Genomic DNA, 22275 nt, shown 5'->3' with positions numbered 1-22275 from the left:
CTCCGGCTTGTGGAATCGCGGGATTCTCGCGAGCCGGAGGCGATTCCGCGAGCCGGAGGTCGTGCCCGGGGTCAGAGTGCCGCCCGGAGGCCGTCGACCAGGTCGTGCTGCGCCTCCCGGCCCGCGCGGGTCGGCACCAGCGGGTACACGTGCAGCTGGCCGACCGCCTCGTGCAGCTCGAACGGCACACCGGCCGCCGCCGCCTTCTCGGCGAGGACGTGCGCGTCGGGGTTCAGGACGTCGCGGGTGCCGGTGTAGACGCTCAGCGGTCCGAGGCCGGCGAGGTCGCCGAAGAGCGGACTGACGATCGGGTCGAGCAGATCGAGCTCGCCGCGCCACTTCTCGGCGAGCACGCGGCCGCCCGGCGTGCCGAGCCACGGATCGCTCGGCTGCACCTCCGGGATGCGCGGGTTGCTCCAGGAGAGATCGAGCGCGGGCGAGATCAGCGTGGTCGACGGCAGGACGACGCCCTGGTCGCGGAGGGCGAGGGCCGTCGACAGCGCGATCTGGCCGCCCGCGGAGTCGCCGGCGAGCGCCGTCGCGCCGTACCGGTCGAGACTCCGGTGCACCAGCGCGCGGACGCCGTCGCGCGCCTCGAGGGCCGTGCCGAACGGGACCAGCGGGTAGATCGGCAGGGTGACCGCCGCAGAGGCCTCGTCCGCGATGCGCGCCGCCAGCCACCAGTGCTGCGGCGCGATCTCGTTGACCCAGCCACCGCCGTGGGCGTAGACGACCCCGCCGCGGATCCGCTGCGGGCGGATCGTGTAGACCGGCCAGCCGCCGACCTGCTCGACGTCGACGCGCACTCCGGGCCGCAGCCGCGGGGGCGGGCCGAAGCGGGCCGGCCGGAGGGCGTTCTCGCGGATCCGGCGGCGAGCGCCGTCCGCGCTGACGAACGTGCGGTTGGCGCGGGCCAGGCGCAGGGCGAGCGGGACGAGGGCGTCGGGGACGGCGAGGGGCATGCCCCAGCATCTCCCGCAGGGATCAGCGGAGCCTGGGCGCTCCGGCGAGCGGCGGATGCGGGCGCGGGTCCCCTCGGGGCGGGAGCACTGTCCGGCACGGGTGACGAGCGTCGGCTCGGAGGAAGCGGTCGGAACCACGAGCCGGAGGTGATCTCGCGAGCAGGAGGTGGGGAGGACTCCGGTGTCGACGACCGGTGCCATGCCTCAGTCGCCGCCGCCGCCGTCCGCGCCGCCGCCGTCCGCGCCGCCGCCGTCCGAGGAGCCGCCGTCCGAGGAGCTGCCGTCGTCGGCACGGCCGTCGCGGGTGTCCGACCCGCTCGAGGTGCCGTCGGTCGTCGCGGCGGTCGAGCCGCCGTCCCGTGAGGCCGGGCGCGTTCCCGGTGCACCCGCGCGCATCCGCAGGACGGTCGCGATGACCGATCCGACCACCGCGATGGCGACGACGAGGGCGACGAGCGCCGCGATCTGCTGGTTCTCCACGTCCGGCTCCTGACTGCGTGAGTGAATCCTCAGCGTCACCGTAGCGAGCGGGGCTGGACGAGGGCGACGGGACGGAGGCCGCGCAGAACATCAGCCAGGAGTGATTCTCGTCGCCGATGGGCGATGACGGACGCTCTCGGCTGATGTTCTGCCGAGCGGCGGGTCTCGATACGCCCCTGCGGGGCTGCTCGGCCAGCATGCGGAGGCCGCTGCGGGGCTGCTCGACCAGCATGCGGAGGCCGCTGCGGGGCTGCAAGACCAGCAGGGTGGGCCGACGCGACCGACTGCGCCGGGCGCTACGGTGACCCCATGCCGAGACAGCCGACGATCCGCGACGTCGCGGTCAGCGCGGGCGTCTCGTATCAGACGGTGTCGCGCGTGCTCAACGACAGCCCGCAGGTCCGGCCGCGCACCCGCGACAAGGTGCTCGCGGCCATCGACGACCTCGGCTTCCGGCGCAGCGCCGCAGCCCGGGCTCTCGCGGCCGGCCGCTCCGGGCTGATCGGCATCCTCGCCGCCGAGAGTCACAGCTTCTACGGCACCGCCACGGCGATGGCCGCGATCGAGCAGGCCGCGCGCGACGCCGGCTACCGGGTGCCCGTGGTCAACGCGGCGCCCGACGCGGAGTCGCTGGCCGCCGCGCTCGAGCACCTCCAGCGCGAGGCGGTCGAGGCGATCGTCGTGCTCGCCCCGCAGGAGCGCGCGCTCGAGGCGATCGAGAGCCTCGCGATCGGAGTGCCGTTCGTCACCCTGGGCGCGGCGGGGCGCGGCGCGGATCCTCGGCTCCTCGTCGACCAGGCCGCGGGTGCGCGGCTCGCCGCCGAGCACCTCCTCGCGCTCGGCCACACCCGGATCGCCCACCTCGCAGGCCCGCAGCACTGGGTGGAGGCGCACGCCCGCCTCGACGGGTTCACCGCGCGGATGGCGGAGGCGGGGCTGGAGCCGGCCGCGCTCATCGGCGGCGACTGGACGGCGGAGTCGGGATACCGGGCGGGACTGCGGCTGCTCGACGAGGTCGCCGACCTCACCGCGGTCGTCGCCGGGAACGACCAGATGGCGCTCGGGCTGCTGCACGCCTGCGCGGACCGCGGCGTGCGCGTGCCCGAGGACCTGAGTGTCGTCGGCTTCGACGACGTGCCCGAGGCCGCGCACTACCGGCCGCCGCTGACGACGATCCGGCAGGACTTCGCCGAGGTCGGCCGCCGCACGATCGGCGTGGTGCTGGCGGAGCTGCGCGGCGAGCCGGCCGCCGTCGACCGGCCGGTGCCGCCGGTGCTGGTGGAGCGGGACTCGACGCGGGCGGTCTGAGGCGGAGCGCCGGCGACGCCGGGTCTCGATACGCCCCTGCGGGGCTACTCGACCAGCATGAGCACGCCGGGTCTCGATACGCGCCCTGCGGGCGCTACTCGACCAGCATGAAGACGGCGGATCTCGATACGCGCCCTCCGGGCGCTACTCGATCAGCGTGGGACGCCGGGCCTCCTGGGAAAGCTCACCTACTGCGGAGGGGGAAGCCATGTTGATCGAGTAGCCCGCACAGCGGGCGTATCGAGATCCACCCGCGTCAGAAGACAAGTCTGCAGACCGCCCGGCCGGCGACGCCGGGTCTCGATACGCCCCTGCGGGGCTACTCGACCAGCATGACTGAAGACCGCCGCGTGCTTTCCCTCACCGCCGAGACGCGAAGCGGCTTCGCCGGACGGTGGATCTCGATACGCGCCCTGCGGGCGCTACTCGATCAGCGAAGGACGCGCCCTGCGGGCGTCCGCTACCGGCGGGCGGGAGCGGCGCGCTTGCCGTCCGCAAGACACTTCGCCTACGCTGGCCCGTGGCTTTGTGAACGGTCACATGGCCCTCAGCGAGGAGTGCAATGGACCAGCGACGGCCCCCCGCCGAGGCGATCACGAGCGGCGCGACCGCCCTCGGGATCGAGCTCGGCTCCACCCGCATCAAGGCCTGTCTCGTCGACGCGGCCGACCCGTCGGTGGTCCTCGCCGTCGGCAGCCACGAGTGGGAGAACCAGCTCGTCGACCGCCGCTGGACGTACTCCCTCGACGCCGTGCACGAGGGGCTCCAGGCCGCCTACGCCGACCTCGTCGCCGACGCCGAGAAGCGCCACGGCGCGCGCCTCACCACGGTCGAGGCGCTCGGCGTCTCCGCGATGATGCACGGCTACCTCGCCTTCGACGCGGCCGGCGAGCTGCTCGTCCCGTTCCGCACCTGGCGCAACACCAGCACCGGCCCCGCGTCGGCCGAGCTGACCGAGCTGTTCGGCGCGAACATCCCGCTGCGCTGGTCGCTCGCGCACCTGCACCAGGCGGTCCTCGACTCCGAGCCGCACGTCGAGAGGATCGACTTCCTCACCACCCTCGCGGGCTACGTGCACTGGCGCCTCACCGGCGAGAAGGTCCTCGGAGTCGGCGACGCCTCCGGCATGGTCCCCACCGACCCGGCGACGCGCGACTACGACGAGACCGTCCTCGAGCGCTACGACACCCGCGTCGCCGGCACCCTGCCGCCGCTGCGCGACCTGCTGCCCGCGGTCCTCCCCGCGGGCGCCGCGGCCGGCGAGCTCACCGCCGAGGGCGCGCTCCTGCTCGACCCGACCGGCGCACTCCAGGCCGGCGTCCCGTTCTGCCCGCCCGAGGGCGACGCCGGCACCGGCATGGTCGCCACCAACTCCGTCGCCCCGCGCACCGGCAACGTCAGCGCCGGCACGAGCATCTTCGCGATGGTCGTCCTGGAGCGCCCGCTCGAGAGCGTGCACCACGAGCTCGACCTGGTCGCCACTCCGGCCGGCGACCTCGTCGCGATGGTGCACTGCAACAACGGCGCGAGCGAGCTCGCCACGTGGGTCGGGCTGTTCTCCCGGTTCGCCGCGGCCTCGGGCGGACCCTCCGACAGCGACGCCGTCTACGGCACGCTCTTCGTGGAGGCGCTGGCCGGCGAGCCCGACGCGGGCGGGCTCCTCGCCTACAACCACCTCGCGGGCGAGCCGATCGCCGGGCTCGTCGAGGGCCGCCCGCTCGTCGTGCGCACCCCCGACTCGCGCCTCACGCTGGCCAACTTCATGCGCGCGCAGCTCTACGGCGTGTTCGGCACGCTCGCGCTCGGCATGCGCGTGCTGGCCGGCGAGGGCGTCGTGATCGACGAGATGTTCGCGCACGGCGGCATGTTCCGCACGGCCGGAGTCGCCCAGCGCTTCCTCGCCGGTGCGCTCGACGCCCCCGTCTCGGTCGCCGCGACCGCCTCCGAGGGCGGCCCCTGGGGCATGGCGGTGCTCGCCGCCTTCCGCCTGCAGGAGGGGACGACCCTCGACTCCTACCTGACCGAGCAGGTCTTCGGCGACGCCGGCTTCGAGACGGTGGCGCCCGACAGCGCCGACGTCGCCGGCTTCACCGCCTACCTCGAGCGCTACCGCGCCGGCCTCGCCGTCGAGCAGACGGCCGTCGACACCCTCACCACGCAAGGAGACACCGCATGACCGACAGCACGACCGCTGCGCCCGCCGGGTTCGGCCCCGAGGTCGAGGCGGCGATCGCCCGCGTCCGCGAGGACGTCGCCCGCCTGCACGCCGAGCTCGTCCGCTACGGCCTCGTCATCTGGACCGGCGGCAACATCTCCGGCCGCGTGCCCGGCGCCGACCTGTTCGTGATCAAGCCGAGCGGCGTCTCCTACGACGACCTCGCGCCCGAGAACATGATCCTCTGCGACCTCGACGGCACCGTCGTCCCGGGCAGCCTCGGGTCCGAGCGCAGCCCGTCCAGCGACACCGCCGCGCACGCCTACGTCTACCGCGAGATGCCCGAGGTCGGCGGCCAGGTGCACACGCACTCCACCTACGCCACCGCCTGGGCGGCCCGCGCCGAGGCGATCCCCTGCGTCATCACCGCCATGGCGGACGAGTTCGGCGGCGAGATCCCGCTCGGCCCGTTCGCGATCATCGGCGACGACTCGATCGGCCGCGGCGTCGTCTCGACGCTCACCGGTCACCGCTCGCGCGCCGTCCTGATGCAGAACCACGGCGTCTTCACCATCGGCAAGGACGCGAAGGACGCCGTCAAGGCCGCGGTGATGACCGAGGACGTCGCCCGCACCGTGCACATCGCGCGCCAGGGCGGCGAGCTCGTCCCCATCCCGCAGGAGTCGATCGACGCCCTGTTCGACCGCTACCAGAACGTCTACGGACAGAACCCCACCGGAGCACTCGCATGACCCGTTACCAGAGCATCGTCCCCGACCTCGCGACCCGCACCGTCTGGTTCCTCACCGGCAGCCAGGACCTCTACGGCGAGGACACCCTCCGCCAGGTCGCCGAGCAGTCGCAGGCCGTCGTCGCGCAGCTGAACGAGTCCAGCGACATCCCCGTCACGATCGAGTGGAAGCCGGTGCTGAAGAGCTCCGACGCGATCCGCCGCACGATGATCGAGGCGAACTCCGACGACTCCGTCGTGGGCGTCATCACCTGGATGCACACCTTCAGCCCCTCGAAGATGTGGATCCACGGCTTCGACGCGCTCGCCAAGCCGCTGCTGCACTTCCACACCCAGGCGAACGTCGCCCTGCCGTGGCAGGACATCGACTTCGACTTCATGAACCTCAACCAGGCCGCGCACGGCGACCGCGAGCACGGCTACATCCTCAGCCGGATGAGCGTGCCGCGGAAGACCGTCGTCGGCCACGCGAGCGACGCCCGCGTCACCGAGTCGATCGGCGTCTGGTCGCGCGCCGCGGCCGGCTGGTCGGCGTCGCAGAGCATGAAGGTCGCCCGCTTCGGCGACAACATGCGCAACGTCGCCGTCACCGAGGGCGACAAGACCGAGGCTGAGATCCGCCTCGGCGTCAGCGTCAACACCTGGGGCGTCAACGAGCTCGTCGAGCGCGTGGATGCGGCGACGGACGCCGACATCGACGCGCTGGTCGCGGAGTACGTCGAGAGCTACGACGTGGTGCCCGAGCTGCTCCCCGGCGGCGAGCGCCACGAGTCGCTGCGCTACGGCGCTGCGGTCGAGATCGGCCTGCGCTCCTTCCTGGAGGAGGGCGGCTTCGAGGCGTTCACCGACAGCTTCGAGGACCTCGGCGGGCTGCGTCAGCTCCCGGGTCTCGCCGTGCAGCGCCTGATGGCCGACGGCTACGGCTTCGGCGGCGAGGGCGACTGGAAGACCGCCGTCCTCATCCGCATCGCCGCGGTGATGGGCGCCGGCCTGCCCGGCGGCACCAGCCTGATGGAGGACTACACCTACGACATGACGCCCGGCGAGGAGCTCATCCTCGGCGCGCACATGCTCGAGGTGTCGCCGTCGCTGTCGTCGAAGCGCGCGTCGCTCGAGATCCACCCCCTGGGCATCGGCGGCCGCGAGGACCCGGTGCGCCTGGTCTTCACCGCCGACGCCGGCGACGCGGTCGTCGTCGCGCTGAGCGACGTGCGCGAGCGCTTCCGCCTGGTCGCGAACAAGGTGACCACCGTCGAGCCGCCGCAGACGCTGCCGCACCTGCCGGTCGGCCGCGCCGTCTGGCAGCCGGCCCCCGACTTCGGCACCAGCGCCGCGGCGTGGATCACGGCCGGCGCCGCGCACCACACCGTCATGACGACGCAGATCGGCCTGGAGGCGTGGGAGGACTTCGCCCGCATCGCCGGCGTCGAGCTCCTCGTCATCGACGAGTCGACCACCCTCCGCGGCTTCGAGGCCGACATCCGCTCGAACGCGGCGTACTACCGCCTCGCGCAGGGGCTGTAGGGACACTGCACGACCGACGGCCGGCTCCCCGCGGGGGGCCGGCCGCTCGTGTGTCTGCGACGGCTCGCGCCAGACGCCGCCGGAGGATGCTCGGCTGGTACCGTCATCGCAACAGTTCAGCCCGCCCGGTGCATCCGGTGCGGGCTGGATCTCTTTCCGGGGGCGGAACGGGACACACGACGTGGCGACAGAGCAGACGATTCCGGAACAGATCGACACCCTGGTCAGCAGAGGCATGACGATCGACGACGATGCCGATCGATGGCTCCGATATGTCGGCTATCACCGCCTCAGCGGCTACTGGCTCGTCTACCAGCGGCTTGCCGACTCCGCGTGCTCCCCGCAGCGGTCGGAAGAGTTCGATCCCGGCTGTCGCCTGTCCGAAGTCGTCGCGCTCTACGAATTTGACCGTCGACTCCGGACGCTCACGCACGATGGGATCGAGCGGGTCGAAGTGGGGCTGCGTCGGATGATCGTCGAGGTGGTCGTCCGGCGCGATCCACTCGCTCACCGTGACCCGCTCTTCTTCCGGCCCGGCTTCGATCATCAGAGCTGGATGCGCCGAGCCTAGTCCCGGGTCGATCGGTCCGCGCGCCGCTCCCGGTCGCTCCAGTCGGAGCTCCGGCATCACGACCGACGCGTGCCGATCTGGGTGCTCGTCGAGCTGCTCGACTTCGCAGATCTGTCTCTGCTCTTCCAGGGGATGAGGGCTGAGGAGCAGTGGGCGATCGCCGGCGAGCTCGGGATCGCGATAGCACCGGAACGTCTTACCGGCAACCAGCGAGCAAAGGCTCTGCGGCACCACCCGCTCGCCAATTGGCTCGAACAGCTCACCCTTGTGCGCAACATCTGTGCGCACCACGCGCGACTGTGGAATCGGACTCTCATCCCTGCGGGGACTTCGGCGATGCGCACCGTCCCCGGGCTCGAATCACTGCCCACTGGCCAGACCGAGAAGGTCTACGGGTCACTCCGTCTGATCGCGTCGGTACTCGCGACTGTCTCGCCCGGCTCGCGGTGGTGGAGCACGATCACTGAGCTCGTCGACTCTCGTCTCGTACTGGCAGCGAGAAGAGCACCGGAAGAAATGGGTTTCCCTCGGAGGGGCGCGGCAAAGCAGTGAAGACGACGCAGATCGGCCTGGAGGCGTGGGAGGACTTCGCCCGCATCGCCGGTGTCGAACTCCTCGTCATCGACGAGTCAACCACCCTCCGCGGCTTCGAGGCCGACATCCGCTCGAACGCGGCGTACTACCGCCTCGCGCAGGGGCTGTAGAGACACTGCACGACCGACGGCCGGCTCCCCACGGGGGCCGGCCGTCCGTGCGTTCCCGGGGTCGCCTCATCAGCGGAGGCCGCCCTGCATGCTGGTCGAGTAGCCGCGGAGCGGCGTATCGAGACCCGACGTCGTCGAGAGGGCGGGTCTGCCGGCCCGCGTCCTGATGACGGTGGATCTCGATACGCCGGCTGCGCGATCAGCATGAAGGACCCGTTGCGCGGGCTGCTCCGTCCGCAGGGAGCCTGCGGCGCTGCAGAACATCAGCTGAGAAGGGGTGGCCTCCGCTGTCAGACGAGGGACCCTGCTCTCAGCTGATGTTGTGCGGACCGCATGCTGGTCGAGCAGCCGCGGAGCGGCGTATCGAGACCCGACGTCGTCAGCTCGGGGCTGCAGACCGAGGTCTCGGCGATGGTGGATCTCGATACGCCCGCTTCGCGGGCTACTCGATCAGCATGGAGTGGCCCGCGGCGCGGACTCGATCAGCATGGAGTGGCCCGCGGCGCGGGCTGCTCCATCAGCATGAGAAGAGGGGCGCGGCGTCGGCCGCTCGATCACCGGCGCCGGCCGCTCGATCACCGGCGCCGCGCCGCTCAGCGGGAGGTGGAGAAGGCCGCGTCGAAGGCGTCGGCCGGGGGCGTGATGGCGTTGAGCTTGCGGACGAAGGCGAGGGCCTCGGGGGCGCCGTCGAGGCGGTCCATGCCGGCGTCCTCCCACTCGACGCTGGTCGGGCCGGTGTAGCCGATCGCGTTGAGGGCGCGGAAGACGGGCTCCCACGGGACGGCGCCGTGGCCGGTCGAGACGAAGGTCCAGCCGCGGCGCGGGTTGGCCCAGGGCAGGTGCGAGCCGAGGACGCCGTTGCGGCCGTCGAGGTTGGCGATCGACTCCTTCACGTGGACGTGGAAGATGTGCTCGGCGAAGTCGAGGATGAACGCGACGCTGTCGAGCTGCTGCCAGACGAAGTGCGACGGGTCGAAGTTGAAGCCGAAGGACGTCCGGTGGCCGATCGCCTCGAGGGTGCGCTTCGCGGTCCAGTAGTCGTAGGCGATCTCGCTCGGGTGCACCTCGAGGCCGTAGCGGACGCCGACCTCCTCGAAGACGTCGAGGATCGGGTTGAAGCGGTCGGCGAAGTCCTGGTAGCCGGCGGCGATCCACTCGTCGGACGCGGGCGGGAACATCGCCACGCCCTTCCAGATCGACGAGCCGGAGAAGCCGTTGACCTGCTTCACGCCGAGCGCGGCGGCGAAGCGGGCGGTGTCCTTGAGGTCCTGCGCGGCCCGCTGGCGGACACCCTCGGGGTCGCCGTCGCCCCAGACGCGGTCGCTGAGGATGTCGCGGTGGCGCGCATCGATCGGATCGTCGCAGACGGCCTGGCCGGTGAGGTGGTTCGAGATCGCGAAGACCTGGAGGCCGTTGCGCTCGAGGATGTCCTTCCGGCTCTGCACGTACGCCGCGTCGTCCCAGCGGGCGACGTCGATGTGGTCGCCCCAGCAGGCGATCTCGAGGCCGTCGTAGCCCCACTCGCCGGCGAGACGGGCCACCTCCTCGAACGGGAGGTCTGCCCACTGGCCGGTGAAGAGGGTGATCGGTCGCGTCATCGCGGAGTCCTTACTCTCGACTCCCGTGCGCCGTCGCACCGGGAGAGGTAATTTGAAGTTCCAGGCAACATATCAGGCGCTCCCTCGAGCCCGAAAGGAACCGATCATCTCCTCGATCGACAGCGCATCGTCGCGCACCGACCTCCTCGTCACCGCCACCGCCGCTCCCACCTGGGAGGAGGGGCTGATCGTCGGCAGCGGCCGCGTCGGCGCCGTCGTCCACGGGCCGGCCGACGCGCTCACCGTGTCCCTGGCGCACGAGCGGTACTTCCTGCCCGTCAACGCGCGGCCCGCCGCACCCGATCTCGCCGGAGTGCGCGAGGAGCTGCGCGGCGCCCTGCTGGCCGGCGACGCCGAGGCGGCGAGCGAGGCGCTGACGCGCGGCGCGCGCTCCAGCGGCTACGACGGGGGACTGATCTGGACCGATCCGCTCGGGATCTGCGCGACCGTCTCGATCCGCACGGCCGGCGGCGTCGCGTCGAGCCGCCGCCTGATCGACCCGCTGCTGGGCGAGGTCGCGGTCGAGTGGACCGACCTCGACGGCGGGCGGCACGCGGTGCGGCTGCTCGCCCCGCACGGCGGCGAGAGCGTCCGGCTGTGCGTGGAGTCCGACCGCGACGGCGAGAGCGTCGTCGCGCTCGGGCTGGGCGCGGGCGACGCGACGTCGTTCGATACGGGGGTGCCGGACGCGTCGGCCGTCGTCGACGCGAGCGTCGAGGGCGGGCCGGTCGGGCGGCTCATCGCCCTGGCCGGGACCGGCAGCGCGGAGACCGGGGGCGAGCGCGTCCGCGCGGTCGTGACCGCCGGCACCGGGACACCGTGGCAGGTCGACGGAGGCGTCACCCGCTCCGTCGCGCCGGTCGCGGCCGGGGCGGCGCGGCTCCTCCGCCTCGACCTCTCGCTCTCGGGCGAGGAGCCGGTGGCGGACGATCTGTCGTGGACCGACCTGCGCGCGGCGCAGCGCGACGGCCACGGCCGCCTCGTCGGTGCCTCCGCGCTCGACCTGGCCGGCGCCTCCTCCGCCGTGCTCACCGAGGACCTCTGGGACGAGGCCCGCGCCGGCGACGAGGGCGCGCGCCGCCGCGTCGTCGAGCTCGCGTACCTCAGCGGCCGGGCGAACATCGTCGCGTCGACGGGCGAGCTGCCGCCGACGCTGCAGGGCGTCTGGCAGGGGACCTGGCGGCCGGCCTGGTCCGCCGACTACACGCTCAACGGCAACGTGCAGAACGGAGCGATGGCGGGGATGATCCCGACCGGCACGCCCGAGCTGGCGCTGTCGATCCTGGAGCTGGTGCTGCCGCACCTCGACGACTACCGCGAGAACGCGCGCCTCGTCTACGGGGCGGAGGGGATGCTCCTGCCGTCGCGGATGTCGACGCACGGCCGCGCGGACCACTTCGCGGCGAGCTACCCGCACCTGTTCTGGACCGGCTGCGGCGGCTGGGTGCTGCGCCTCGCCGCCGACGCCGTGGCCGCGACGGGCGACCGGGGGATCGTGGACGACCGGCTGTGGGAGCTGGCGGAGGGCGTGCTCCGCTTCGCCGAGACCGGGACGACCGTGGTCGACGGGGTCCGGCGGATCGTGCCCTCCTACTCACCCGAGAACACGCCGGGCGGGGCGCGCTCGCCGCTGGCCGTCGACGCGACGATCGACGTCGCGGTGCTGCGCGACGCCGCCCGGGCGACCGCGCTGCTCGGACGGGCCCGCGGCGACGACTCGCTCGACGAGCGCTGGGCGCGCGTGGTCGCCGAGCTGCCGGAGTACCGCGTGGCGGAGGACGGCACGCTCGCGGAGTGGATCGATCCGCGGTTCTCGGAGGAGATCGCGCACCGGCACGCCTCGCAGCTGTACCCGCTCTGGTACGGGGGCGATGCGGCGTTCGAGGGGGACGGTGCGGCTGCCGTGCGGCTGCGGGCGGCTGCGGCGGCGGCGGTGGCGGCGAAGATCGCGTGGCGGGCCGAGGCGCCCACCGCTCCCCCGGGGCGGATGGAGATGGCGTTCGGGCTGGTGCAGGTCGGCACGGCGGCCGCGGCGCTCGGAGATGCGGAGTCGGCACTGACCTGCGCGGAGTGGCTCGCGGTCGAGCACTGGTCGCCGACGCTGACGACCCGGCACGACGCGGGGCGCATCTTCAACCTCGACGCGAGCGGCGGGCTGCCGGGACTGGTCGCGGCGATGCTGCTCGGGTCGGACGACGAGTCGCTGACGGTGCTCCCGGCGCTGCCGTCGGTGTGGGCGCGCGGTGCGGTGACGGGGCTGCGGGCGCGCGGCGGGCTCGTGGTGGACCGGCTGGAGTGGTCGCCGGGGCGCGCGTCGCTGACGGTGCGCCGGGTGCCGGGCGCGGAGTGGCTGGCACCGGCGGGCGGGACGCGGCTGCGGACGCTCCGCGACGCGGTGCTGCGGGTCGACGGGCGCGAGGTGTCGGGTGGGCTGCCGATCGGTGCGGAGCCGGTGCGCGTGGACGTGGAGTGGCGCGACTGAGGCTGCGGCGGTGACCTCCGGCTCGCGGAACGCGCCTGGGCACGCTGAACCGGGCGGATCCGGCGAGCCGGACGCGGAACCGCGAGCCGGAGGTCCCCCGGAGGTCCGCCGGAGTGACCTCCGGCACGTGGAACATGCTTGGGCACGCAGGAACTGGCGGATCCGGCGAGCCGGACGCAGAACCGCGAGTCGAAGGTCCACCGGGGGAACCTCCGGCACGCGGAACACGCCTCGGCACGCCGAAACAGGCGGATCCAACGAGCCGGACGCGGAACCGCGAGCCGAAGGTCGAGCCGGAGTTCAGCCGGGATGACGTCCGGCACGCAGAACACGCCCCGGCACGTGAGAACTGGCGGATCCAGCGAGCCGAACGTGATTCCGCGAGCCGGACGTGCCTGCCGGCCGCCGCCCGCCGTCAGGCGCCCCGCCGCCCGTAGCGGTCGTAGATGCGGTTGCGGGCCGCCAGCTCGGCCGGGGGCAGGCGCTGGGCGTCGGCGATCTCGTAGACGCCGAAGGTGTCGCGCAGGCGCGAGGACGGGTCGACCTCGACGAAGGTGCACCAGGGCAGCCAGTGGTGGTGGCTGCGCAGGGTCTGGCTCGCGAAGTCGCCGCTCTCGTGGCCGAGGCCGGGCATCGCGTAGCCGATGCTGCCGTCGACGTCGGTCGACTGGCGGGTGTTGCGGTGCAGGAACTCGGCGACGTCGCGGTAGTGGTCGTCGCCGGTGATCAGGGACAGCCGGTAGTAGCTGTACGAGCAGGCCGCCATGTACACGTCCGCCCCGCCGCCGAGGGTGATGATGCTCTGGCCGCTGATCGAGTACCGGTTGAACGGATGCTGCGGCCAGGGTGCGACCACCGGGAAGGACCAGGCGTAGGTCCAGGTCTCGGTGTAGTCGGCGGCGCGGACGGCGCCCTCCAGCCAGCGGTGCTCCTCGGTCAGGTCGTAGAGCGCGAGGAAGCCGAACAGGCCGTAGATGCCGGCCTCCTTGTCCTGGATGTCGGCGTTGTCGCAGGTGCCGCCGCGGTACTCCAGGGTGCGGTGGATGTTCGCGAACGACCACTCGCCGGCGCGCACGGCGGACTCGCGGTAGCGCGCCTCCCCCGTCACCAGGTGCAGCTGCACGAGGAAGCGGATGACGCTCGGGGTGTTCGAGCGCGAGTCCATCCGCACCGAGCCGTCGGCGTTGTAGGCGCGGTGGAAGCTGCCGTCGGCGTCCTGCACCTCGAGCAGCCAGTCGGCGGTCCGCCGGCAGAACTCGAGCCAGAGCGGCCGCTCGTCGCCGAGGCCGCGCACGTGCAGGTAGGCGTCGAGGATCGCCTCGACGCCGTCGGCGAGCATCCGCAGGTAGTGCGGATACGGCTCGAAGCCGCCGAGCGAGGGGTTGAAGCACATCCGCGGCGGGCCCGACTCGGGCAGGGCCGTCCGCGCCCAGAAGTCGACGATGCCGACCCCCTGCTCGAACGCCTCGGGCACGCCCTCGCGGTCGCCGTAGCGCAGCAGCTGGTAGCCGATGCCGGGCTGCTGGCCGACGAAGCCGAACTGGAACGAGACGCTCGAGACGTCGAGGTCCGGCAGCTGGCAGGCGAACGGCAGGCCCCAGGAGTCGCCGTAGCGGCGGGTGAGCCGCTGCAGGATCGCCATGCCGTGGTGGAAGTGCCGCTCGTTGTCGACCTCGAACAGGTCGTCGCGGAGGCGCGCGTAGGCGCTGCGCCACGTGGCGCGCATCATCGTCGCGAAGTCGTCGTGGCGGCCGAGGTCGACGGCCACGGCATAGCGCTGGCGGAAGCCGACCTCGACCGGGTGGTTGACCCGCTGCAGCGACTTCGGAGCCGCGTCGTAGTCGAGCCCGGAGTAGGGGTTGTCGACCGGGCGCTCGCCGTCGGCCCCGGGGTAGACGTAGTCGATCGACAGGCCGACGGGCGCCACGTCGAGCGGCGTCCGGACGCCGAAGCCGTAGTACAGGTAGTTCAGCGTGGTGCCCTGCGGCCGGCTCAGGCCGATCGAGCCGACGGTGCACTCCGGGTCGGTGAAGTTCTCCGAGCGGACCACGTCCAGGCGCGGCAGCGTGACATCGGCCGCCCAGCGCGAGAGCGCCACGGTCTCCCCGGTGGCGAGGCTCTGCGCGGCGAACAGCGGCAGCGCGTAGTGGGTCTCGGTGCGCCAGAAGTACTCGCTGCCGGGGTCGCGGCCCATCGCGTCGGCCGGGCCGAAGGCGTTGTCGCGGTACCAGGCGCCGGGCGCGAAGCACTCGTAGTCGCGCAGGTCGGCGGACCCGGTCAGCCCGAGCGAGATGGCCGTCGAGAAGCCGAGGTCGCCGCCGGCCGCGAGCACCTCGACCTCGCGGTGCACGGAGAAGCCCGCGCCCGTGACGCGCCAGACGTCGGTGACGGCGAACGACGAGCCCGAGCGCGCGGTGATCGTGCCGGTGGCGGTGAGCGCGCCGTCCGCGATCGAGACGTCGTCGTAGGGCGCGCCGGAGTACTCGCTGATCGCGGTGACGGTCTTCACCGTGACGCGCAGCGGGCGGTCGTTCGCGTACAGGACGTGCTCGCCCGCGAGCACCTCGAGGCCGCCCGCGCGGGCGCGCAGGGTGTAGTCGCCGGAGCGGAGTTCCACGGTGGTTCCTTCCTGGAGGGTCATGTCAGTGCTTCTCGTCCGCGGGGCTGGTCGACTCCGCCGGCCCCGGCTCGTCCTCGAGCCGCCGCGCGCCCGGATCGAAGCGCCGCGAGCCCGGCCGGAACAGCAGCGCGACTCCGCCCTCCACGAGCGCCGCGACGAGCAGGAGGATCGCGAACGGGATCAGCGAGATCTCGGCCCACGCGCCCATCACCGGCATCACCAGGCCGGCCGCGGTGAAGCTGACCGTGCCGAGGATCGCGGTGACGCTGCCCGCCTCGCTCGACGGGCCCTGGAGCGAGAGGTACTGCACCGGCGCGAAGCCGAGCGAGCGGCCCGCGAGCGCGAAGGTGAGCGCGCCGACGACGACGAGCAGCGGCTGCGTCCCGGTGAGGGCGAGCACCGCGACCACGACGGCGCCGAGGCCCGTGACGATCGCGGACGCGAACATCGCGAAGCGCGGCCCGAACCGCGGCACGATCACTCGGCCGGTCGTCTGCCCGACCGCGATCGTCACGAGCGAGGTGACCAGGAACAGCAGCCCGTAGAGGTCCGGCCCGACCGCGTAGACGTTGGTGTAGAGGAACGGCGCGGTCGCCAGGTAGGCGAAGCCGACCGACCAGCCCGCGGCGGACGCGGCGGCGAGCGCCAGCACCCGCGGCCGCCTCAGCATCCCGAACGAGTTCCGCAGCGACGGGCCGAGTCCGCCCTGGTGCCGCCGCTCGCGGGGCAGCGTCTCGGGCAGCACCAGCAGCGCGATCACGGTGGCGAGCGCCCCCCAGGCGGCGACCGCGAGGAAGGAGCCGCGCCAGTCGATCACCTTGGTCAGCTGCGCGCCGACGGAGGGGACCAGGATCGGGAAGACCGAGACGATCACGGCGAGGTTCGCGAGCATCGTCACGAGCCGCTTGCCGCTGTAGAGGTCGCGGACGATCGCGGTGACGACCACGCCGGCCGCGGTGCAGGCGGCGCCCTGGACGAAGCGGGCCGAGAGCAGCACCGCGGTGTCCGAGGTCATCGCCGCGACGAGGCTCGCCGCGATGTGCAGCGCGGCCGAGACGCCGAGCGGCCACTTGCGGCCGACCGCGTCGCTGAGCGGACCCGAGATCAACTGACCGGCGGCGAAGCCGAAGGTCGCGCCGGTGACGACCAGCTGGGCGGTCGCGACCGAGACGCCGAGGTCGTCCTGGAGCGTCGGCAGGAAGGGCAGCACCAGGTCGATGGTGAGCGGCCCGAAGCCGACCAGCATCGCGAAGATCGGCAGCAGCAGCCGGCCGCGGGGCATCGCCCGGGTGGCGGAGGCGGTGGTGGCGGAGGCGGTCATGAGCGCGGAGCGCAGGTCACGGAGGGGGTCCTGTCCATCAGCTCCCGGCCGAGACCGGGAAGTAGAGCGAGAAGGCTTCGTCGACGACCTCGTGCAGAGGCCGGAAGCGGATCGCGGCAGGCTGGCCGAGGGTGCGGTAGCCGCGGAGCCACTGGGTCCACTGCCGCTCGTTGTCGGGGGCGAGCAGCGCGGGGGCGTCCTCGAGGCGGCCGCGGAGGCTCACCTCGCGGTCGACGAGGCCGGCCAGCACGACCGGCCCCTCGACGAACGCGACGGTGCCGGGCTCGTCCGGGATCGGCACGGCGCGGATCTCGGTGCCGAAGGCGAGGTCGACGCCGGTGCGGCCGCCGGGGTGCGTCAGCAGGAGCTCGCCGTCGAGGCGCTGGACCCGCTCGGTGTCGCCCGCGACGCCCGGCTCGCCGACGGTCCACTCCGGCACCCGGATCCGCACCTGCAGCGCGACCCCCTCCGCCGATTCCACCTCGATGCGGATCCGCGAGGCGGAGGGCCGGTGCGCGTCGCCCGCGGCCCCCGCGTTCGCGTCCGGCCCCACGTAGCCGGCGTTGTCGAGCACCTCGACCCGCACGGCCGCCTCGCCCGCGGCGGTCGCCACGCGGACGCTCGCGTCGACGTGCTGCGCGATCGTCAGCTCGGCGTCGCCGCCTCGGTAGAAGACGAGACCGGAGTGGCGGGTGTGCGCCTGCACCAGCGTGCCGTGGCAGCACCAGAAGTCCTCGGTCGGGCTGCCCCAGTCCTTGCGGGCGCCGCCCTCCAGAGGGAGGAAGTAGGCGACCATCCCGGTCCTCGGGTTCTGCTGGGCGAGCAGGCCGTTCCAGAGGTTCCGCTCGATGTAGTCGGCGTAGGCGAGGTCGCCGGTCCAGCGGAGCAGCACGTCGGCCAGCCGGATCATGTTGTAGACCGTGCAGTGCTCCTGCGTCTTCTCACCGCGGCGGGCGGCGAACTCGAACGGCGGCGTCCAGATCTCGCCCGAGGTCTGACCGCCGGTGCAGAAGGTGCCGCGGTGGACGACCGCCTGCTCCCAGTAGGCCTCGACGATCCGCCGCCAGCGCTCGTCGCCGGTGACCTCGTAGGCGCGGGCGGCGCCGAGCACCTCGGGGATCGTGGTGTTGGCGTGCATGTTGGTGAGCACGTCGCGGCCCGCGAGCAGGCCCTCGAAGAGCGAGCGGCGGTCGTAGCGCTCGAGCAGCTCCGCGTAGACGGGGTCGCCGGTGATCGCGAGGAGGTCGGCCCAGACCTCGAGCATGCCGCCGGTCTCGACCTCGAGGATCTCCTGGAACGCGTCGTCGTCGAAGCCGCGGACCCACTCCAGCAGCGGGGTCGTCGCCGCCCGCGCCATCCGCAGCGCCCGCTCGTCGCCGAGGTCGAGGTGCAGGTCGACCAGGCCCATCAGCAGCTTGTGCATCGCGTACTGCGGCGCCCAGATCGGGCGGCCGGTCGCCAGGCGGTCGAGGTAGCCGCGCGGGATCGCCCAGATCCAGCCGCCGCCGTTCTCCTCCTGGCAGCGCTCGAGGCCGTCGAGCACGGAGTCGATCCGGACGCGGAGCAGCGGGTCGCCGGTGACCGCGACCTCGCGGGCCGCGGCGGAGAGCCAGTGGCCGAGGAAGTGGCCGCGCAGCTGCGAGCCGGGTGTCTCCCAGCCCCAGTGCCGGTCGAGACCGCGGGCCTCGCGCGACTCCTGGGACGGGTGCAGGTGCCAGCCCTGGTCGCCGATCCCGGCCTCGATGCGGAAGTTCTGCAGCAGCCCCTCGTCGGTCAGCGAGAGCAGGTAGTCGCGGTTGAGCCGCCGCCGGGCGTCGAGCACCCCGCGCTCCAGGCGGGACTCGTGCGGGGCCGGGTGGGTCAGCGGCATGGATGCTCCTCGGCGGTGAGTGGTCGGGGTGGGTGGATCGAAGCGGGGTGGATCTGCAGTGAGCGGGACGGCGACGGGATCGCCGGTGGTCGAGATCGATCTCTCACTGTACTCAGACCAGGATCGACGGTAGGAATGTCATCATGCAATCCCCGAGAGTGATCCATCTCGTCGCCGATGACGTGTCCGCCCTCCTCACTCAGTCGGGAGGTGACCTGCCCGTCCTGCTGCACTGGGGTCCGCGGATCGACGCGAGCGACGACGACCTCGCCGGTTTCGCAAGAACCCCCGAGAGGACGGGGATGGACGGCCGTTCCGACGTGCCCTACGAGCCCGGGATCCTCCCCGAGCACTCCTTCGGCTGGGCCGGACTGCCCGGCCTCCGGGTGCACCGCGAGGGCGCCGGCTGGTCGCCGCGGCTCACCGTGGACGCCGTCTCGGTGGCCGGCGAGGCCCTCGCGGAGGGCGCCGTCGTGCAGCCCGGGAGCGCCGCCGTCACCGTCGAGGCGCACGACGCGCAGGCCCAAATCGGGGTCGTACTGGAGATCGTTCTCTCGCCCGCGGGGCTGCTCCGGACCCGCGTCTCCGTCCGCAACGACGGCACCGGGCACCTCGAGGTGATCGGCGCCGACCCCGCCCTGCGGATCCCCACCGAGGCCCGCGAGATCCTGGACTTCTCCGGCCGCTGGGGCACCGAGAAGATCCCGCAGCGCCACCCCGTCGTCACCGGCAGCCACTCGCGCTCCTCCCGGCGCGGCCGCACAGGCCTGGACGCGACGACCGTCGTCGCGATCGGCACCCCCGGCTTCGACGCGGCCGACGGCAAGGTCTGGCTCTGCCACGTCGGCATCGGCGGCAACCACGAGCACGCCGTGGAGCGCGGCGACGGCTGGCTCGCCTTCCGCGGCGGCGAGCTGCTCCTCCCCGGCGAGGTCCGCCTCGCGAGCGGCGAGAGCTACTCCTCCCCCTGGATCTCCGGCAGCTTCGGCCACGGCCTCGACGCCGCTGCCGCCCGCTTCCACGCCTACCTCCGCGGTGTCTCGCGCTCCTCGCTCCGCCCGCGCCCGGTCACCCTCAACGTCTGGGAGGCGGTCTACTTCGAGCAGGACTTCGCGACCCTCGCCGAGCTGGCCGACCGCGCCGCCGCCCTGGGTGTCGAGCGCTACGTGCTCGACGACGGCTGGTTCCTCGGCCGCAGCGACGACCGCGCGGGCCTCGGCGACTGGACGCCCGACCCCGTCTCCTGGCCGGACGGCCTCCTCCCCCTCGCCGAGCACGTCCGCGGCCGGGGCATGGAGTTCGGCCTCTGGGTCGAGCCCGAGATGATCAACGAGGACTCCGACCTCGCCCGCGCGCACCCCGACTGGATCCTGCGCGCCCGTGAGGAGCTGCCGCCGCGCTTCCGGTTCCAGCAGGTGCTCGACCTGACGAATCCGGACGCGTTCGCGCACATCCTCGGCGTGCTCGACGGGCTGGTCGCCGACCTCGGCGTCGCGTACCTGAAGTGGGATCACAACCGCGATCTGATCGACGCCGGCCACCCCGCCACCGGCACCGCCGCCGTGCACGAGCAGACGCTCGCGCTCTACCGGCTGATCGACGAGCTGCGCGAGCGGCACCCGGAGCTCGAGATCGAGAGCTGCGCCTCCGGCGGCGGCCGCGTCGACCTCGGGATCCTCGAGCGCACCGACCGCGTGCACACCTCCGACAACCAGGACCCGCTGGACCGCTCGCGGATGCTGCGCTGGACCGGGCTGCTCGTGCCGCCGGAGATGCTCGGCTCGCACGTCGCCTCGCCGGTCAACTCCGTCACCGGGCGCACCAGCGACCTGCACACCCGCTGCGCGATCGCCTTCCTCGGCCACTTCGGCATCGAGTGGGACCTCCGCGAGCTGGACGCCGAGGAGGAGCCGGTGCTGGCCGGCTGGATCGCGGCGTACCGCGAGCACCGCGGGCTCATCGCGTCCGGACGGGTCGTCGGGAGCGGCGACTCCGACCCCGACGCGCCGTCGCTGCGCGGCGTCGTCGCGACCGACGGCTCCGAGGCGCTCTACACGCTGGTCACACCCGCCCTGACGGCGGACTCGCGCCGCCGCGTCCGCCTCCCGGGCCTGGACCCGCTCGCCCGCTACCGCGTCGAGGCCGCGCGCCCCGGCTCGCTCGGCCCGCCCTGGCAGAGCCCGCGCTGGCTGGAGGCGACCGTGCCGCTCGACTCCGACGCCCCGGCCCCCGCCTACTCGGGGAGCCTGCTGGGCGAGGCGGGCCTGGACCTGCCGACCTTCCACGCCGACCGCGCGATCGTCCTGCGGCTCGTCCGCGTCGACGCGTGAGCGCCGCCGCCCCGACCACTGCCGACTCGCCCGCCACCACCCTGGAGCACCCCGTGAACACCACCGTCACCGTCGACCTCGACCGGCCCGGCGCCACCATCAGCAAGCACGTCTACGGCCACTTCGCCGAGCACCTCGGCCGCTGCATCTACGACGGCTTCTGGGTCGGCGAGGACTCGCCCGTCCCGAACGCCGGCGGGATCCGCCTGGACGTCGTCGAGGCCCTGCGCGCCCTCGACATCCCCAACCTCCGCTGGCCGGGCGGCTGCTTCGCCGACCGCTACCACTGGACCAACGGCATCGGCCCGCGCGAGGAGCGCCCCGGCCTGATCAACACCCAGTGGGGCGGCGTCGCCGAGGACAACTCCTTCGGCACCCACGAGTTCATGGCGCTCTGCGAGCTGCTCGGCGCCGACGCCTACATCTCCGGCAACATCGGCTCCGGCACCGTGCAGGAGATGGCCGACTGGGTCGAGTACCTCACCGGCTCCGGCAAGTCGCCGATGGCTGACCTCCGCCGCTCGCACGGCCGCGAGGAGCCGTGGACCGTCCGCTACTGGGGCCTGGGCAACGAGACCTGGGGCTGCGGCGGCAACATGCGCGCCGGCGCCTACGCCGACCTCGCCCGCCAGTTCGGCACCTTCGTGCAGAGCGGCAACGACGTGCCGCTGCACCGCATCGCGGCCGGCGCCGACGGTGCGGACACGCACTGGACGCAGACGCTGATGGAGGTGATCCCCGAGATCGAGGGGCACCCCTTCTCCTCCGTGCCGTGGGAGTCGGTCTCGGTGCACTACTACACGATCGGCGGCAGCTGGCACGCGAAGGGCAGCGCCACCGACTTCGACGCGGACACCTACTGGAGCACGATCGTCGCCGCGCAGGGCATCGAGGAGCTGCTGCGCTCGCACGCCGCCGTGATGGACGTGCACGACCCCGAGAAGAAGTACGGGATGGTGCTCGACGAGTGGGGCACCTGGTGGGACGTCGAGCCGGGCACGCACCCGGGCTTCCTCTTCCAGCAGAACACCATCCGCGACGCGATGGTCGCGGGGATCCACTTCGACGTCTTCCACGCCTTCGCCGACCGGCTCTCGATGGCGAACATCGCGCAGACCGTCAACGTGCTGCAGGCGATGCTGCTGACCGACCCCGACGGCGGCGAGATGGTGCGGACGCCGACGTACCACGTGTTCGAGATGAACAAGGGGCACCAGGACGCGACGGTGCTGCCGACCACGGTCGCCGGGCCGACCCACGCGGTCGACGGGCGCGAGATCGCGCTGGCCTCCGCCTCCGCCTCGGTGAAGAACGGGCGCGTGCTGGTCTCGATGACCAACGTCGACCTCGACGAGCCGCTGGAGATCGAGCTGTCCTTCCGCGGCGGTTCCGTGACCGGAGCGACGGGGCGGCTCCTCACCGCCGACTCGCCCCAGGCGCACAACCGGCCGGGCGACGCCGACGCGGTCAGCCCGGTCGCGCTCGAGGGGCTGGAGACCACGGCGACGGGGCTGCGGGTGACGCTGCCGCCGCACTCCTTCGCGACGGTGTCGCTGGAGCTGGCCGGGGCCCTCGTGGCAGGGTCGGACGCGTGACCGC

13 protein-coding genes and 2 pseudogenes are annotated in these 22275 nt (G+C 72.9%); 9 read left to right on the top strand and 6 right to left on the bottom strand.

Translation table 11 applies throughout. From position 1 onward, the window contains the following. Positions 1-71 precede the first annotated feature (71 nt). Together MT355_RS00320 and MT355_RS00315 are read right to left on the bottom strand one after the other, a co-directional pair. Positions 72-962, bottom strand: a complete 891-nt coding sequence (locus tag MT355_RS00320) for an alpha/beta hydrolase fold domain-containing protein (protein WP_243598107.1) — start codon at positions 960-962, stop codon at positions 72-74. 204 nt (positions 963-1166) lie between these two features. After that, entirely contained in the window at positions 1167-1442 is a 276-nt protein-coding gene (locus tag MT355_RS00315; protein ID WP_243598106.1) for a hypothetical protein, read from the bottom strand. A gap of 309 nt (positions 1443-1751) precedes the next feature. Between MT355_RS00315 and MT355_RS00310 the strand changes: the two genes are divergently transcribed. The 6 genes and pseudogenes from MT355_RS00310 to MT355_RS00285 form a co-directional block, all read left to right on the top strand. Further along, the gene (locus MT355_RS00310) at positions 1752-2750 is read left to right on the top strand and encodes a LacI family DNA-binding transcriptional regulator (RefSeq protein WP_133962842.1); all 999 of its coding nucleotides are present in this window, start codon (positions 1752-1754) and stop codon (positions 2748-2750) included. A 562-nt stretch (positions 2751-3312) separates the two neighbouring features. Next, the gene (locus MT355_RS00305; protein WP_243598105.1) at positions 3313-4926 is read left to right on the top strand and encodes a xylulokinase; all 1614 of its coding nucleotides are present in this window, start codon (positions 3313-3315) and stop codon (positions 4924-4926) included. Continuing rightward, positions 4923-5657 carry an L-ribulose-5-phosphate 4-epimerase gene (locus tag MT355_RS00300; protein WP_123446858.1) on the top strand — a complete coding sequence of 245 codons (735 nt, stop codon included), beginning with the start codon at positions 4923-4925 and terminating at the stop codon, positions 5655-5657. The genes MT355_RS00305 and MT355_RS00300 overlap by 4 nt, the downstream gene beginning before the upstream one ends. Further along, positions 5654-7180 (top strand): L-arabinose isomerase, encoded by a 1527-nt coding sequence (gene araA / locus MT355_RS00295; protein ID WP_243598104.1) that lies wholly within the window; start codon positions 5654-5656, stop codon positions 7178-7180. Before MT355_RS00300 ends, araA begins: the two co-directional genes overlap by 4 nt. Before the next feature lie 235 nt (positions 7181-7415). Then, positions 7416-8303: pseudogene (locus MT355_RS21740) on the top strand (Abi family protein). Further along, positions 8300-8455: pseudogene (locus tag MT355_RS00285) on the top strand (L-arabinose isomerase); the annotation flags it as partial. The pseudogenes MT355_RS21740 and MT355_RS00285, both read left to right, overlap by 4 nt. 593 nt (positions 8456-9048) lie before the next feature. Here the strand turns inward: MT355_RS00285 and MT355_RS00280 are convergent. Next, the gene (locus MT355_RS00280; protein WP_243598102.1) at positions 9049-10053 is read right to left on the bottom strand and encodes a sugar phosphate isomerase/epimerase; all 1005 of its coding nucleotides are present in this window, start codon (positions 10051-10053) and stop codon (positions 9049-9051) included. Between the two features lie 25 nt (positions 10054-10078). Between MT355_RS00280 and MT355_RS00275 the strand changes: the two genes are divergently transcribed. Then, positions 10079-12535 (top strand): glycoside hydrolase family 95-like protein, encoded by a 2457-nt coding sequence (locus MT355_RS00275; RefSeq protein ID WP_243598101.1) that lies wholly within the window; start codon positions 10079-10081, stop codon positions 12533-12535. Positions 12536-12950: 415 nt separating this feature from the next. Here the strand turns inward: MT355_RS00275 and MT355_RS00270 are convergent, their stop codons facing one another. From MT355_RS00270 to MT355_RS00260, 3 genes are read right to left on the bottom strand one after another with little or no spacing between them, the layout of a single operon-like run. Then, on the bottom strand, positions 12951-15176 hold the full coding sequence (locus MT355_RS00270; RefSeq protein WP_243598100.1) for a hypothetical protein: 2226 nt from the start codon (positions 15174-15176) through the stop codon (positions 12951-12953). Position 15177: 1 nt separating this feature from the next. Next, the gene (locus MT355_RS00265; protein WP_123446863.1) at positions 15178-16476 is read right to left on the bottom strand and encodes a multidrug effflux MFS transporter; all 1299 of its coding nucleotides are present in this window, start codon (positions 16474-16476) and stop codon (positions 15178-15180) included. A 37-nt stretch (positions 16477-16513) separates the two neighbouring features. After that, entirely contained in the window at positions 16514-18346 is a 1833-nt protein-coding gene (locus MT355_RS00260) for a beta-L-arabinofuranosidase domain-containing protein (RefSeq protein WP_243598099.1), read from the bottom strand. Positions 18347-18489: 143 nt separating this feature from the next. Here MT355_RS00260 and MT355_RS00255 point away from each other — a divergent pair, with 143 nt between their 5' ends. Continuing rightward, positions 18490-20676: an alpha-galactosidase gene (locus tag MT355_RS00255; RefSeq protein WP_243598098.1), complete on the top strand. Its 2187-nt coding sequence runs from the start codon at positions 18490-18492 to the stop codon at positions 20674-20676. Next, the gene (locus MT355_RS00250; protein WP_374204624.1) at positions 20673-22271 is read left to right on the top strand and encodes an alpha-N-arabinofuranosidase; all 1599 of its coding nucleotides are present in this window, start codon (positions 20673-20675) and stop codon (positions 22269-22271) included. The genes MT355_RS00255 and MT355_RS00250 overlap by 4 nt, the downstream gene beginning before the upstream one ends. Positions 22272-22275: the final 4 nt, after the last annotated feature.

Source organism: Rathayibacter sp. VKM Ac-2929 (genome assembly GCF_022815495.1).
Taxonomy (GTDB): Bacteria; Actinomycetota; Actinomycetes; order Actinomycetales; family Microbacteriaceae; genus Rathayibacter; species Rathayibacter festucae.
The sequence above is the reverse complement of the archived record's forward strand: the minus strand, read 5'-3'. Positions and strand labels throughout refer to the sequence as shown.

Bases quoted from the DNA above. Each gene is read 5' to 3' on its own strand.
- MT355_RS00320 (WP_243598107.1), bottom strand. From the start codon at position 962: ATGCCCCTCGCCGTCCCCGACGCCCTCGTCCCGCTCGCCCTGCGCCTG.
- MT355_RS00310 (WP_133962842.1), top strand. From the start codon at position 1,752: ATGCCGAGACAGCCGACGATCCGCGACGTCGCGGTCAGCGCGGGCGTC.
- MT355_RS00305 (WP_243598105.1), top strand. From the start codon at position 3,313: ATGGACCAGCGACGGCCCCCCGCCGAGGCGATCACGAGCGGCGCGACC.
- MT355_RS00300 (WP_123446858.1), top strand. From the start codon at position 4,923: ATGACCGACAGCACGACCGCTGCGCCCGCCGGGTTCGGCCCCGAGGTC.
- araA (WP_243598104.1), top strand. From the start codon at position 5,654: ATGACCCGTTACCAGAGCATCGTCCCCGACCTCGCGACCCGCACCGTC.
- MT355_RS00280 (WP_243598102.1), bottom strand. From the start codon at position 10,053: ATGACGCGACCGATCACCCTCTTCACCGGCCAGTGGGCAGACCTCCCG.
- MT355_RS00270 (WP_243598100.1), bottom strand. From the start codon at position 15,176: ATGACCCTCCAGGAAGGAACCACCGTGGAACTCCGCTCCGGCGACTAC.
- MT355_RS00265 (WP_123446863.1), bottom strand. From the start codon at position 16,476: ATGACCGCCTCCGCCACCACCGCCTCCGCCACCCGGGCGATGCCCCGC.
- MT355_RS00260 (WP_243598099.1), bottom strand. From the start codon at position 18,346: ATGCCGCTGACCCACCCGGCCCCGCACGAGTCCCGCCTGGAGCGCGGG.
- MT355_RS00255 (WP_243598098.1), top strand. From the start codon at position 18,490: ATGCAATCCCCGAGAGTGATCCATCTCGTCGCCGATGACGTGTCCGCC.